The sequence below is a fragment of the Chromobacterium vaccinii genome (assembly GCF_001855275.1).
In the GTDB taxonomy this organism is placed as follows: Bacteria; Pseudomonadota; Gammaproteobacteria; order Burkholderiales; family Chromobacteriaceae; genus Chromobacterium; species Chromobacterium vaccinii.
This window is the reverse complement of sequence record NZ_CP017707.1, coordinates 2128458-2142490: the sequence shown is the minus strand read 5'-3', so window position 1 is coordinate 2142490 and position 14033 is coordinate 2128458. Positions and strand designations below refer to the sequence as shown.

Here is a 14033-nt window from a genome sequence, read left to right as displayed (position 1 = left end):
GGATGGCGGTCAGATGCGGCGCGCCAGTTCCTCGGCCTTGCCCAGGTAGTTGGACGGGGTCAGCTCCAGCAGGCTGGCCTTGACCGCGTCCGGCAGCTCCAGGCTGCGGATGAAGGCGTGCAGCGTTTCGCGGGTGATGCCGCCCTTGCCGCGGGTCAGCTCTTTCAGCTGCTCGTACGGATTGGCGATGCCGTAGCGGCGCATCACGGTTTGCACCGGCTCGGCCAGCAGCTCCCAGGCGGCGTCCAGTTCGGAGGCGATCAGGGCCGGATTGATCTCCAGCTTGTTCAGGCCCTTCAGGCAGGACTTCAGACCCAGGATGGTGTAGCCGAAGCCGACGCCCATATTGCGCAGCACGGTGGAGTCGGTCAGGTCGCGCTGCCAGCGGGAGATCGGCAGCTTCTCCGCCAGGTGGCCCATGATGGCGTTGGCCATGCCCAGATTGCCTTCGGAGTTTTCGAAGTCGATCGGGTTGACCTTGTGCGGCATGGTGGAGCTGCCCACTTCGTCCTTCTTCACCTTCTGCTTGAAGTAGCCAAGCGAGATGTAGCCCCAGATGTCGCGGTTCAGGTCGATCAGGATGGTGTTGACGCGCATCGCCACCTGGTACAGCTCGGCCATGTAGTCGTGCGGCTCGATCTGGATGGTGTACGGATTGAAGGTGATGCCGAGGCCGGTGACGAAGCGGCCGCACAGGCTTTCCCAGTCGATGTCCGGATAGGCGGCCAGGTGGGCGTTGTAGTTGCCGACCGCGCCGTTGATCTTGCCCAGGATTTCCTGGTGCACCAGCTGCTCGCGCTGGCGCTTCAGGCGGTAGACGGCGTTGGCCAGTTCCTTGCCCATCGTCGACGGCGTGGCCGGCTGGCCGTGGGTGCGGCACATCATCGGCACGTCGGCCAGTTCATGCGACAGCTTTTGCAGCTTGTGGATCACCTCGTCCAGCATCGGCAGCAGCACGGTGTTGCGCGCGGTCTTCAGCATCAGCGCGTGGCTGAGGTTGTTGATGTCCTCGGAGGTGCAGGCGAAGTGGATGAACTCGCTGGCGGCCATCACTTCCGGATTGCCGGACAGGCGCTCCTTCAGCCAGTATTCGATAGCCTTGACGTCGTGGTTGGTGCGGACTTCGATCGCCTTCACCTCTTCGCCGTGCTCGACGCTGAAGTTGGCGATCACGTCGTCGATCTCGCGGATGGTGGCGTCGGAGAACGGCTTGACCTCTTCGATGCCCGGCTCGGCGGCCAGCATCTTCAGCCATTCCAGTTCCACCTTGACGCGGCACTTCATCAAGCCGAATTCGGAGAACAGGTTGCGCAGGCCTTCCACTTGGGCGGCGTAGCGGCCATCCAGCGGGGAGAGGGCGGTCAACGTAGTCAGATTCATGCTGAGTATTTCCAAACGTGGTTTGCCAAACTGCGGCGGGTTGCTAGTACAGATTCGTTTCAGGCCGCGTTGTCCGCCAGCCTGCGCCTGAGGCCGGCGGCCAACAGGCCGGCCGCTTCGGGGCGGAAGCGGAAGAACAGCTCGGGCTCTATCATTTCCAGCTCCATGACGGCGAGGCGGCCTTGTCCGTCGCGGACCAGATCGACGCGCGCGTACAGCACGTCGAACGGCGCCGCGCGCACGGCGGCTTCGGCGAAGGCGATTTCCTCGGCGCTGGCCTGGTGCGGGTGCACGCTGCCGCCGTGGTCGTCCTGCACGCGGAAGTCGCCGGGCTTGGGCGTCTTGCGTATCGCGTGGCTGTAGCGGCCGTCCACCACCATCAGCGACAGCTCGCCTTGTTCCAGCACCTGGCGCTGGAAGGGCTGCAGCAGCATCGCTTCGCGTTCGATCAAATCGCCGAAAGCGCACTCCAGGCGCTGGCTGTCGCCGGCGTCGAAACGGTAGGTGTGGCGGGCATTGCCGGACACCGCCGGCTTGAGGATCAGCTCATTCCAGCCGCTGGTGTCGGCCAGTTGCGCCAGGGTGCGCCGCTCGCCTTTTTCAATGTAGAGGGTGGGCACCACGGCCACGCCCTTATTTTGCAGTTCGACGAGGTAGCGCTTGTCCAGATTCCAGCGGATCAGTTCGGCGGCGTTGAACAGCCGGCATTGCCGGGACGCGCGCGACAGCCAGGGCGAGAATTCGCCGAAGCGCTCGAAATAGTCCCAAGTGGTGCGGAACAGCAGCGAGCGTGCCTGGCGCCAGTCGAAACCGGCGTCGTCCCAGGCGAGGCGGCAAACTGTCAGGCCGGCGTCGCGCAGCGCGTCCAGCACCAAGCCATCCTCATGATGCACCTGGCGGCTGTACCAGTCCTCAGGCTTATGTTCCAGCTGGCGGCTGTCTGTCAGCACCGCGACGTCGAACAACATGTCTTTATCTCAAAAGAAACGGGCGACTGGCGCCCGTTTGTTTCCGCTTACATGCCGGGCATCATGCCCTTCATGCCTCGCATCATCTTCATCATCCCGCCCTTGGACGAGAACTGCTTCATCATCTTCTGCATCTGCTCGAACTGGTTCAGCAGGCGGTTCACCTCCTGCACCGTGACGCCGGAGCCGGCGGCGATGCGGCGCTTGCGGCTGGCCTTGAGCAGTTCCGGCTTGCGGCGCTCTTCCATGGTCATCGAGTTGATGATGCCCTCGACGCGGCGCATCGACTTCTCCGCCTCGGCACCCTGGACGCCCTTGGCCATCTCGCCCAGCTGGCCTGGCATTTTTTCCAGCAGGTTGGCCATGCCGCCCATCTTCTTCATCTGCTGCATCTGGGCCTTGAAGTCCTCGAGGTCGAAGCCCTTGCCGGACTTCAACTTCTTGGCCATCGCTTCGGCTTCCTTCTGATCGATGCCCTTCTGGACTTCCTCGATCAGGGACAGCACGTCGCCCATGCCCAGGATGCGGCTGGCGATGCGGTCAGGATGGAATGGCTCGATGCCGGAGACCTTCTCGCCGACGCCGATGAACTTGATCGGCTTGCCGGTGACGTGGCGCACCGACAGCGCCGCGCCGCCCCGCGAATCGCCGTCCATCTTGGTCAGCACCACGCCGGTCAGCGGCAGCGCCTCGTTGAAGGCCTTGGCGGTGTTGACCGCGTCCTGGCCCTGCATCGCGTCGACGACGAACAGCGTTTCCACCGGGTTGATCGCGGCGTGCAGCGCCTTGATCTCCTCCATCATCGCTTCGTCGATGGCGAGGCGGCCGGCGGTGTCCACCAGCAGCACGTCGAAGAAATGGCGGCGGGCGTGGTCGATCGCGGCGCGGGCGATGTCGACCGGCTTTTGCGACGCCTCGGACGGGAACCATTCAACGCCCACTTGCGAGGCCAGCAGCTTCAGCTGCTCGATGGCGGCCGGACGGTAGACGTCGGCGGACACCACCAGCACCTTCTTCTTCTGGGTTTCCTTCAGCCTTTTGGCCAGCTTGCCGACGGTGGTGGTCTTGCCGGCGCCCTGCAGGCCGGCCATCAACACGATGGCGGGCGGCACGGCGGCCAGGTCGAGCTCGTCGTTCTTCTCGCCCATCAGCTTGACGAGCTCTTCGTTCACCACGCCCACCAGCGCTTGGCCCGGGGTCAGGCTGCCCATCACGTCCTGGCCCAGCGCGCGCTCTTTCACCTGGGCGATGAAGGTCTTGATGACGGGCAGCGCCACGTCGGCTTCCAAGAGCGCCATGCGCACTTCGCGCATCGCGTCCTGGATGTTGGATTCGGTCAGCCGCGCGTTGCCGCGCAGGGTTTTCATCACGCCGGACAGGCGGCTGGTCAAGTTGTCTAGCATGGTGCTGTCCTTACTCTCTGCCAACGAACGGCAGCTTGGTGTAGACTTTCAAATCCATCGATTTTACCACGAGCCGCCCGGGCCGCGCCCGGATTTGATCACATACCTAATATGACCAGCCTACTGCTCGTTCTGTCCCTGCTCCTGATCCTGTCCTACGGGGCCTTCACCTGGCATTACCTGGCCAACTGGAAAGGCGCGGCGCGCTGGCCGCGCAATCCGCGGCTGGAGCACAGCCTGCTGGGGCTGTTGCTGCTGGTGCAGGCCTTCGTCGTCGTGGCGCCGCTGAGTACCAGCGGCGGCCTGTCGCTGGGCGTGGGCCACGCGCTGAGCGTGGTGGTGTGGATCATGCTGCTGATCTACTGGACCTGCAGCTTCTTCTACAAGGTTGAAGGCCTGCAGCTGTTCATGATGCCGCTGGCCATGGCCGCGCTGGCCTTCGCCATCGCCTTCCCGGGCCGGCACATGGTCAGCGACCTGTCCAATCCCGCCTTCGTGCTGCACATCCTGGTGTCCATGCTGGCCTACAGCCTGTTCGCGATCGGCGCATTGATCGCGGTGCTGATGCTGATCCTGGAGCGTGCGCTGCACCACCGGCGGGTGTCGATGCTGGCCAAGCAGCTGCCGCCGCTTTTGACGCTGGAAAAGATGATGTTCCAGGTGATCGCCGTCGGTTTCCTGCTGCTGACGCTGACGCTGCTGACCGGCGTGCTGTTTTCCGAGGAAGTGTTCGGCCAGGCCGCCGCGCTGACCCACAAGACGGTGTTCGGCGTGATTTCGTGGCTGATTTTCGCCGGCCTCCTGGTGGGGCGCCGCCTCAAGGGTTGGCGCGGCAAGGTGGCGATACGCTGGGCGCTGGCCGGTTTCCTGTCATTGATGCTGGCATACGTGGGCAGCAAGGTGGTCTTAGAATTGATCCTGCAGCGCGGGTGAGTCCGCTCGCCTCGCGCTGACGCATACCAATACATTTCACGACTGCACTTTCATTAGGAGCTTGCCATGAAGAAGCTGTTCGCTGTCTTTGCCGGTTTGCTGTTGCTGTGCAATCTCGCCTGGGCCGCCGTCAATCTGAACACCGCGACGCCGCAACAACTGGAAGCCTTGAAGGGCATTGGCCCGGCCAAAGCCAAGGCCATTGTCGATTACCGGACCAAAAACGGCCCGTTCAAGACTGTCGACGATCTGAAGAAGGTTTCTGGCATCGGGGACAAGACGCTGGAAAGCCTGCGCAAGGAAGTCACCGTCGGCGGCGCCGCGCCGGCCGCTAAGCCCGCCGCCGCGAACGCGAAGCCGGTAGCTGCCAAGCCCGCCGCCAAGTAAGCGCCTGCCGGCCAGAGCCGGCGCCGCATTTAAACCGCCATGCCGTTCTGGATGGCGGTTTTTCATTTTCGCGGATTTTCTTAATTTGCCGATTTGATTGATGCGGGGAGTTCTTTGTTGCTAATTGGCAACAATGTGACGGTTTTGTTGTTTTTGCGCGTCTTCTTGGCGCTGTGCGGGCGGTGACAAGTATTTTGTAAACAAGTAGATAGCACTGTCCTGTTGTTTTTTTGCTGATTTTTACCTGTCATGACGGGGCTGTCTTTGTTTTTTTGCAACGCCAGTCTTATATTGGCTACAGCGATCGACGGAACATACCGTCGGCACATAAATGTCCAGGCAAACGGTTTCGCCGGGAAGCCCACAGGACAAAATCAACTGACTTGAAAGGATTTGCAATGAACAAGAAGCTCATCGCTTTGGCGTTGGCTGCCCTGCCTGCGGCGGCCATGGCCGACGTGACCCTCTACGGCCAGATCCGTGGAGGTTACGAATACAACAAAACCTATAGTTCCACTCTGAGCAAGGATGCCAACGGCAAGCCGCAAGGCAGCTCCGAGGTCAACGACTGGACTTCGCGCCTGGGCTTCAAGGGCGGCGAGGACCTGGGGAATGGCCTGAAGGCGATCTGGCAGGTGGAAAGCGCCATCAGCGTGGATGGCACCAATTCGACCGGCTTTGGCACCCGCGATACCTTCGTAGGTCTGGCTGGTGACGGATGGGGGCAGATTCGTCTGGGCAAGCTGTCCAACTACCCTAATCTGGATATGGAGCAAGTCGATCCCGGCTATTACAGCACCCAAAGCGTAGGCGGCCTCGGCATGTTCACTCGTCTGGATGGCCGCGTGAACAACGCTATTCGCTATGACAGCCCGAACTGGTATGGCTTTAGCTACATGGCTTTGTGGGGCTTCGATGAGGCTCGGGTAACGGGCTTGGATGGGTCGCGCGCCAACCAGCAGTTCGTCAACATCGGCCTCAGCTATGAAAACGCGGGCTACTTCGGCAAATACAGCTTTGCTAGTTGGGGCGATGCGTCCAATGTCGCGGGTAGCAACAAAGACTGGCATCGTCTGGAGGCGGGTTATAACGCCAATAATATTTATTTGGCGTTTGGCTACCAGCAAATCCAAGGTTATGGTTTTGGCTCGTTCTATAATGGCACTTTGGGGACTTTGGCTAATAATGCTGCTGTCGCTGGGCTTGTTGCCGCGGGTAATAGCGCTGCAGCCTCGCAGCTGGCAGTCAATACTTCGAAGTTGAAGACCAAAGAATTGGCATTGACCGGGGGCTATACCTTTGGTGCGTTCACGCCTTATCTGTCCTATGCCAAGGGTTATAACGCGACTCTGGGCGGCTCCACCATCAACGATTCCGGTTATGACCAGTTCGTGCTGAGCCTGGATTACGCGTTGTCGAAGCGTACCGATGTGTATACCTCCTATGGCCACGTGAAGTGGAAGTATCCTGGTACGGATAACGAAAGCTCCTTCGGTCTGGGTCTGATTCACCGCTTCTAAGCCGAGATTCGTTTCATTTCGAAAAAGAGCTGCTTCGGCAGCTCTTTTTTTGTCCGCTAGGCTTGAAAAGCCTGATCGACAGGGATTTGCCGGTGCGATTCACATATAATAGCGTCACAGCCTATACCTGATCACGACCGCAAGGTCCGAACCGGATCGATTTCGCTTATGGAAGCTACGGCAGGGATTTCCGGCCTGGGCAGGGCCCTGGTCCAGCACAATATGCTGTTGCAGCAGGATGCGGACGCCATTTCGAAACAGGCGATAACTTCCCATCTCAGCTTTGTCGAGCAGCTGATCCAGAGCAAGAAGATGGCCGCGCGCGACATCGCGATGTTTTCATCCAGAGTGTTCGGCTATCCGCTGCTGGATCTGGCTTCGCTGGATACCGACCAACTACCCAAGGGGCTGGTGGACGACGAGGTGATCGCCAGCCGCCGGCTGCTGCCGCTGCTCAAGCGCGGCAACAAGCTTTACATCGGCACTTCCGATCCCACCCAGACCTCCGCCTACCATGCGATCACTTTCAAGACCGGCCTGACGGTAGAAGTGGTCGTGGTGGAAGAAGACAAGCTGTCCAAGCTGATCGGGCGATATCAGGACAATTCGACTTCGGCGCTGAAAGAGCTGGAAAGCGAGGATTTCGGCGATCTGGAATTCGCCGATCCCGAGGCGCAGCTGGACAACGGCCCGCAGACCGAGGTCGACGATGCTCCAGTGGTCAAGTTCATCCACAAGATGTTGCTGGATGCGATAGGCCTCGGCGCGTCCGACATCCACTTCGAGCCATACGAGAAGTACTACCGCATCCGCTACCGGGTGGATGGCGTATTGAAGGAGGTGGCGCAGCCGCCCTTGCTGCTGAAGGAAAAGATCGCTTCCCGCATCAAGGTGATTTCCCGGCTGGATATTTCGGAAAAGCGGCTGCCTCAGGATGGCCGGCTGAAGCTGGTGATTTCCAAGACCCGGGCGATAGATTTCCGCGTCAGTACCTTGCCCACCTTGTTCGGCGAGAAAATCGTGATGCGTATCCTGGATTCGTCGGCGGCCTCGCTGGACATCGAGCAGCTGGGCTTCGAGCCGGAGCAAAAAGCGCATCTGTTGAGGGCGATAGCCCGGCCCTACGGCATGGTCCTGGTGACCGGCCCTACCGGCAGCGGCAAGACCGTATCGCTTTACACTTGTCTGAACATTTTGAACAAGCCGGACACCAATATCTCCACTGCGGAGGATCCGGTGGAAATCAACCTGCCCGGCATCAATCAGGTCAACGTCAACGAAAAGGCGGGGTTGACCTTCGCCTCGGCGTTGAAGGCTTTTCTGCGGCAAGATCCTGACGTGATCATGGTGGGCGAGATTCGCGATTTCGAGACCGCCGACATCGCGATCAAGGCCGCGCAGACCGGCCACATGGTGTTCTCGACGCTGCATACCAACGACGCGCCGTCCACCTTGACGCGGATGCTGAACATGGGCGTGGCGCCGTTCAACATCGCCAGTTCGGTGTTGCTGATCATGGCGCAGCGCTTGGCGCGCAAACTATGCAGCCATTGCAAGCAGCCGGTGGAGATTCCCGAGGAGGCGCTGCTGCGCGCAGGTTTCTTGAAGGAGGACTTGGCCGGCGGCTGGCACCCCTACGGGCCGGTCGGCTGCGAGGAGTGCCGGAACACCGGCTACAGGGGGCGCGTCGGGATTTTCGAAGTGATGCCGATCAGCGATGCGATGATGCGGCTGATCATGAAGAACGGCACTGCGGTGGACATCTCCGATCTGGCCAGGGAGGAGGGCATGGTCGATCTGCGCCGCGCCGGCCTGCTGAAGGTGATTGCCGGCATGACCTCGCTGGCCGAGGTCGAGGCGGTGACCAACGATTGAACGGCGACCCACGGCGTTAATTAGAGGAAATGGGGCGATGGCGACCACGGCGGCCAAGAAAGCGAATCCAGGCTACATCTGGGAATGGGAAGGCAAGGACAAGTCCGGCAAGATGATACGGGGCGAACTGCGCGCCGAGTCCGAGACTGTCGCCAAGACCCAGCTGCGGCGGCAGGGCATCAATGTCGCCAAGATCCGTCGCCGTCGCAGCGGTTTCGGCAAGAGAATCACCGAGAAGGACATCACGCTGTTCACCCGCCAGTTGTCGACGATGATGCGGGCTGGCGTGCCGCTGCTGCAGGCTTTCGACATCGCGGCCAAAGGGCACGGCAATCCGGCGGTGACGCGGATGCTGCTGGAAGTGAGGGCGGATGTCGAAACCGGCCTGTCGCTGGCGGAGTCGTTCCGCAAGCGTCCGCTGTATTTCGACAAGCTGTTCTGCAACATCATCGCCGCCGGCGAGGCGGGCGGCGTGCTGGACACCTTGCTGGACAAACTGGCCACCTACAAGGAAAAGGTGATGGCCATCAAGTCCAAGATCAAATCGGCGATGATCTATCCTTCGGCCATCGTCGGCACCGCCTTCATCATCACCGCGGTGATCATGATTTACGTGATCCCGGCGTTCAAGGACCTGTTTTCCAGCTTCGGCGCCAACCTGCCGGCGCCGACGCTGTTCGTGATCTGGCTGTCCGATCAATTCGTCCATTTCTGGTGGCTGATCTTCGGCACCCTGTTCGGCGCGATTTTCGCCTTTTTCTACGCGTTCAAGCGCACGCCCAAGATGCAGGAGCAGATGGACCGCATTCTGCTGCGGCTGCCGGTGATCGGCGACATCATACGCAAGGCCACCATCGCGCGCTGGGCGCGCACGTTGTCGACGCTGTTCTCCGCCGGGGTGCCGCTGGTGGAGGCGCTGGACTCGGTCGGCGGCGCCGCGGGCAACCAGGTTTACGCCGAGGCGACGCGGCGCATCCAGTCCGACGTCAGCACCGGCTCCAGCCTCAGCTATTCGATGCAGCGCACCGATCTGTTTCCCAATATGGTGCTGCAGATGACCTCGATCGGCGAGGAGTCGGGCTCGCTGGACCAGATGCTGGACAAGGTGGCCGACTTTTACGAGGAAGAAGTGGATAATGCGGTGGCCGCGTTGTCCAGTCTGCTGGAGCCGGCGATCATGGTGATACTGGGTATATTGATAGGCGGGTTGGTGATCGCGATGTACATGCCGATTTTCAAGATGGGCCAGGTGGTGGGTTGATGCTGGACGACATGACATGGCTGTTGGCCACCCATCCTGCCTGGTTGACCGGCGCGGCGCTGCTGTTGGGCTTGATGGTGGGCAGTTTTCTGAATGTGGTGATCCATCGCCTGCCCAAGATGCTGGAGCGGGAGTTTTTGGCGGATAGCGTCGAATACCTTGCAGAAGACGGCGCATCGTCCGCGCTGCGGCTGGCCGCCCAGCAGGCCAGGAATGAGCTTGACGACGGGAAGGGCTACAATTTGTGGCGGCCCGCCTCGCATTGCCCGGCTTGCCATGCGCCAGTGCGGCCTTGGCACAATGTGCCGCTGCTGAGTTTTCTGTTGTTGCGCGGCCGTTGCGGCGAATGCGACGCTGGCATCGCCTGGCGCTACCCGCTGGTGGAGCTGCTGAGCGGCGCATTGTTCGGCTTTTTGGCCTGGAAGCTGGGCTGGGGCTGGCCGCTGGCCGGCGCTTTGGCGTTGACGGCGTGTCTGCTGGCATTGGCCTTCATCGACTTCGACACCAAGCTGTTGCCGGATAGCCTGACCTTGCCGTTGCTGTGGGGCGGCCTGCTGTTCAACCTGCAGACAGGCCTGGTGCCGCTGAGCGACGCGGTGTGGGGCGCGGTGTTCGGTTATCTGTCGCTGTGGCTGGTGTTCCACGGATTCCGGCTGCTGACCGGCAAAGAAGGTTTCGGCTATGGCGATTTCAAGTTGCTGGCGGCGCTGGGCGCGTGGCTGGGCTGGAGCATGTTGCCGCTGATCATCCTGTTGTCGTCGCTGGTGGGCGCGTTGTTCGGCGTCGCGCTGATGGCGGCTTCCAAAGTCCGGGGCGGGCAGCAGATTCCCTTTGGCCCCTATCTGGCGACGGCAGGCTGGATCGCGCTGGTGTGGGGGCCGCAGATCATGAATGGATATTTGGCATGGCTATCCCGGTAGTGGGATTGACCGGGGGCATAGGCTCCGGCAAGAGCGCGGCGGCGGATCGCTTCGCCGAATTGGGCGTGCCGGTGGTGGACACCGACAGCATCGCCCATCTGTTGACCGGGCCGGGCGGCGCCGCGATGGCGGCGATCGAGCGCGCGTTCGGCCCGTCGGCGCTGGCCGGCGATGGTTCGCTGGACCGCGCGGCGATGCGGGCGAGAGTGTTCGCGGATCCGGAGGAGCGGCATCGGCTGGAGGCCATCCTGCATCCGGCCATCCACGCGGAAAGCTTGAGCCGGCTGGAGGCCGCTGCCGGGGATTACGCGGTGCTGGTGGTGCCGCTGCTGTTTGAAAGCAACCGTTATCTGCCCTTGCTGGCGCGGACGCTGGCGGTGGATTGCCGCGAAGAGGTCCAGGTGGAACGGGTGATGCGGCGCAACGGATTGAGCGCGGAGGCGGTGCGTGCGATCATGGCCGCGCAACTGCCGCGCGAGCAGAGGCTGAGCCGCGCCGACGATGTCATCGACAATAGCGGCGGCTTGGCAGAATTGAGGCTTCAAGTTGATGCCAAACACAGTTATTATCTGGCAAATCTTGTCAAAGCATTGTTATAAGGCTTGCTGCAAGCCGTGGAGAAGGGCAGATCTGCCGTGATCAGTTTCGAATTTCCTGTCACCGAGCGCACCCGTATTCTGCTCCGTCTGGAGTATCTGTACGGGCGGTTGGCCTACTTTATCGGCAAGGATCACCCGCATGATCATCACGCCGCGCTGCAGGTTCTGTTCGAGCTGATGGAGACGGCGTCCCGCGCCGACCTGAAGGCCGATCTGCTGCAGGAGCTGGAGCGGCAGAAGCAGATGTTGGAGGCCTTGCGCGACAATCCCAATGTGGCGGAGGAAACGCTGGAAGGCGTGCTGGAGGAGATCGAACGCGCGTCGTCGCAGTTGCTGGCGCTGACCGGCAAGTTCGGGCAGAACCTGCGCGAGAACGAGTGGCTGATGGCGATCAAGCAGCGCGCCGGCATTCCCGGCGGCACCTGCCAGTTCGACTTGCCGTCCTACCATTTGTGGCAGCAGCGCTCCGCCGAGGTCCGGCGCCAGGATCTGCGCCGCTGGGCCGCGCCGCTGATGCCTACCGCCGACGCCGCCGAAATCCTGCTGCACCTGCTGCGCGACAGCGGCAAGACCTATCATTACGTTGCCCGCAAGGGCGCGTTCCAGCAGATGTCCGGCGGCAAGGTGGTGCAGTTGATCCAGGTCGCCTACGACGATAATCTGGAACTGCTGCCCGAGCTGTCCGCCAACAAGTACGCGCTCAACATCCGCTTCGTCAACGCGGTGACCGGCGAGACCCGGCCGCGCCAGACCGAGCAGGATGTGGAGTTCCAACTGACCAATTGCAAGTTTTGAGCATCATGTCCGAATCCGTACGCATAGTCGCCTGTCCCACCTGCAAAGCCGAAGTCCGCTGGGAGCCGCAGAGCCGTTACCGTCCGTTCTGCAGCGAGCGCTGCCGCCTGATCGATCTGGGGCAGTGGGCCAGCGAGACCTACCGGGTGCCGGCGGAGGAGGACTCTCCGCCCGGAGAAACGCCGCCGACGCACTGAAGCGCGCAGGCAAACGAAAAACCGCCAGGCCAAGCTGCCCGGCGGTTTTGTTTTGGCGGCTGGCCGTTCAGGCGCGCGCGGCCAGCGCGGCGCCGGAGGCGAAATAGCGTTTGACGCCGCTGAAGATGGCGTTGGCCATCTGCTGCTGGAACTCGGCGGTGATCAGGCGCTGCTCTTCTTCCGGGTTGGAGATGAAGGCGGTTTCCACCAGGATGGATGGGATGTCCGGCGCTTTCAGCACCGCGAAGCCGGCTTGCTCCACCGCGTTCTTGTGCAGCTTGTTCAAGCCGCCCAGCTGGCCCAGCACGGTCTTGCCCAGCTTCAGGCTGTCGTTGATGGTGGCGGTCTGGGTCAGATCCAGCAGCGTGTGCGCCAGATACTTGTCCTTGCTGCCGATCTTGACGCCGCCGACCAGGTCGGAATTGTTCTCGGTCTGCGCCAGCGCCTTGGCGAAGGCGCTGGTGGCGCCTTTCTCGGACAGCGCGAACACCGAGGAGCCGCGCGCGGCGCGGTTGGGCGCGGCGTCGGCGTGGATGGAGACGAACAGGTCGGCGTTCAGCTTGCGCGCCTTGGCCACGCGCACGCCCAGCGGGATGAACACGTCGTCGCTGCGCGTCATGTAGGCGCGCATATTGGACTCGGCGTCGATCAGCTGTTTCAACTGGTGGCCTATCTTCAGCACCACGTCCTTCTCGCGATTGCCCTGCAGGCCGATGGCGCCCGGGTCCTCGCCGCCATGGCCGGGATCCAGCATCACCACGATGGGGCGGTCGCTGTTCTTGGCCTTGGGCTTGATCTGGGCTGGGGGCTGCTCCATCTTGCCCTTGTTGTAGTCCTGCAGCAGCGCGAGCAGCGGATCGTCTTGCTGGCCGCTGGCCGGATACAGGTCCACCACCAGCCGGTGCTGGTATTCGGCCACCGGCGCCAGCGCGAAGGCCTGCGGTTTGACGTCGGTCTTCAGGTCCAGCACCAGGCGCACCGTGTCCGGGTCGAACTGGCCGGCGCGGGCGGTGCGGATATAAGGATCCGCGGCGGCGATCTGGCCGCTGATGTCCTTCAGCACGCCGTTCAGCTGCACGCCTTGCAGATCGATCACCAGCCGGTTCGGATTGGCCAGCGTGAACTGCTTGTATTGGATCGCGGCGCTGGACTCCAGCGTGATGCGGGTGTACGTGGACGACGGCCAGATGCGCAAGGCGACGATCTGGCTGCCGGCCGCCCAGCCTTTTCGGCTGACGGCGATCAGAAAGGTGGCGGCCGCTGCGCCTAGCAGCGCGCGGCGTTTTGGGTCGAAAGTCGAATCAGGCATGACTGTCCGGTTTGGCTCAGGGCTTGAAAGTGATAGGTGCGACCATCTCCGTCGACGGCAAGTTCCAGCGCGATGTCGGGCGCGGGCGCGAGTCCGCGGGCCTTGTCCGGCCACTCCACCAAGCATAGGCTGTCCGGGCCGAAATATTCGCTGAAGCCGGCGTCGTTCCATTCCTCGGGATCGGCGAAGCGGTACAGGTCGAAGTGATGGACACTATATTCAGGTAAGGCGTAGCTTTCCACCAGGGTGTAGGTGGGACTTTTCACCTTGCCGCGGTGGCCCAGCGCCGCCAGCAGGCCGCGGGTGAACGTGGTCTTGCCCGCGCCCAGATCGCCCAGCAGGTGGACGGTCAGGCCGGGTTCCGCGGCGGCGGCGAAGGCTGCGCCCAGCGCCAGGGTCGCGCTCTCGTCGGGCAGGCCGCCGCTTTGAACGCTGGTATCATCCATCGCCATGACTGAGAATCCTCCTCAAAAACCGGATTATCCC

14 protein-coding genes are annotated in these 14033 nt (G+C 62.0%); 9 read left to right on the top strand and 5 right to left on the bottom strand.

Features of this window, described 5'->3' with window-relative positions; all coding sequences use genetic code 11:
* Positions 1 to 9 precede the first annotated feature (9 nt).
* Genes purB through ffh form a run of 3 tightly spaced genes read right to left on the bottom strand, consistent with a single transcriptional unit; the run spans position 10 to position 3751 of the window.
* Positions 10 to 1380 (bottom strand): adenylosuccinate lyase, encoded by a 1371-nt coding sequence (gene purB / locus BKX93_RS09995; protein ID WP_046155591.1) that lies wholly within the window; start codon positions 1378 to 1380, stop codon positions 10 to 12.
* Positions 1381 to 1439: 59 nt separating this feature from the next.
* Positions 1440 to 2348, bottom strand: coding sequence for an ATP-grasp domain-containing protein (locus tag BKX93_RS09990; RefSeq protein ID WP_070979665.1), 909 nt, complete (start codon positions 2346 to 2348; stop codon positions 1440 to 1442).
* A 47-nt stretch (positions 2349 to 2395) separates the two neighbouring features.
* Positions 2396 to 3751 (bottom strand): signal recognition particle protein, encoded by a 1356-nt coding sequence (ffh, locus tag BKX93_RS09985; protein ID WP_046155589.1) that lies wholly within the window; start codon positions 3749 to 3751, stop codon positions 2396 to 2398.
* Positions 3752 to 3862: 111 nt separating this feature from the next.
* On the opposite strand from ffh, the gene BKX93_RS09980 reads away from it, so the two are divergent.
* From BKX93_RS09980 to yacG, 9 genes are all read left to right on the top strand, one after another.
* Positions 3863 to 4684 (top strand): cytochrome C assembly family protein, encoded by an 822-nt coding sequence (locus BKX93_RS09980; protein WP_046155588.1) that lies wholly within the window; start codon positions 3863 to 3865, stop codon positions 4682 to 4684.
* A gap of 66 nt (positions 4685 to 4750) precedes the next feature.
* Positions 4751 to 5071 (top strand): ComEA family DNA-binding protein, encoded by a 321-nt coding sequence (locus BKX93_RS09975; RefSeq protein WP_070979663.1) that lies wholly within the window; start codon positions 4751 to 4753, stop codon positions 5069 to 5071.
* Positions 5072 to 5469: 398 nt separating this feature from the next.
* The gene (locus tag BKX93_RS09970; protein ID WP_046155587.1) at positions 5470 to 6591 is read left to right on the top strand and encodes a porin; all 1122 of its coding nucleotides are present in this window, start codon (positions 5470 to 5472) and stop codon (positions 6589 to 6591) included.
* A gap of 168 nt (positions 6592 to 6759) precedes the next feature.
* Positions 6760 to 8466 carry a type IV-A pilus assembly ATPase PilB gene (gene pilB / locus BKX93_RS09965; RefSeq protein ID WP_070979662.1) on the top strand — a complete coding sequence of 569 codons (1707 nt, stop codon included), beginning with the start codon at positions 6760 to 6762 and terminating at the stop codon, positions 8464 to 8466.
* A 37-nt stretch (positions 8467 to 8503) separates the two neighbouring features.
* On the top strand, positions 8504 to 9727 hold the full coding sequence (locus BKX93_RS09960) for a type II secretion system F family protein (protein WP_046168367.1): 1224 nt from the start codon (positions 8504 to 8506) through the stop codon (positions 9725 to 9727).
* Positions 9727 to 10647, top strand: coding sequence for a prepilin peptidase (locus BKX93_RS09955; RefSeq protein WP_046168368.1), 921 nt, complete (start codon positions 9727 to 9729; stop codon positions 10645 to 10647). Before BKX93_RS09960 ends, BKX93_RS09955 begins: the two co-directional genes overlap by 1 nt.
* Positions 10632 to 11246, top strand: coding sequence for a dephospho-CoA kinase (coaE, locus tag BKX93_RS09950; protein ID WP_046155583.1), 615 nt, complete (start codon positions 10632 to 10634; stop codon positions 11244 to 11246). Before BKX93_RS09955 ends, coaE begins: the two co-directional genes overlap by 16 nt.
* A gap of 36 nt (positions 11247 to 11282) precedes the next feature.
* Positions 11283 to 12041 carry a cell division protein ZapD gene (gene zapD / locus BKX93_RS09945; RefSeq protein WP_031297029.1) on the top strand — a complete coding sequence of 253 codons (759 nt, stop codon included), beginning with the start codon at positions 11283 to 11285 and terminating at the stop codon, positions 12039 to 12041.
* A gap of 5 nt (positions 12042 to 12046) precedes the next feature.
* On the top strand, positions 12047 to 12238 hold the full coding sequence (gene yacG, locus BKX93_RS09940; protein ID WP_046168374.1) for a DNA gyrase inhibitor YacG: 192 nt from the start codon (positions 12047 to 12049) through the stop codon (positions 12236 to 12238).
* Positions 12239 to 12305: 67 nt separating this feature from the next.
* On the opposite strand, the gene BKX93_RS09935 is transcribed toward yacG, so the two are convergent.
* Together BKX93_RS09935 and tsaE are read right to left on the bottom strand one after the other, a co-directional pair.
* Complete coding sequence (locus BKX93_RS09935) at positions 12306 to 13547, bottom strand: N-acetylmuramoyl-L-alanine amidase (protein ID WP_021479157.1); 1242 nt, start codon at positions 13545 to 13547, stop codon at positions 12306 to 12308.
* Complete coding sequence (gene tsaE / locus BKX93_RS09930; protein WP_046155582.1) at positions 13505 to 13999, bottom strand: tRNA (adenosine(37)-N6)-threonylcarbamoyltransferase complex ATPase subunit type 1 TsaE; 495 nt, start codon at positions 13997 to 13999, stop codon at positions 13505 to 13507. Before tsaE ends, BKX93_RS09935 begins: the two co-directional genes overlap by 43 nt.
* Positions 14000 to 14033: the final 34 nt, after the last annotated feature.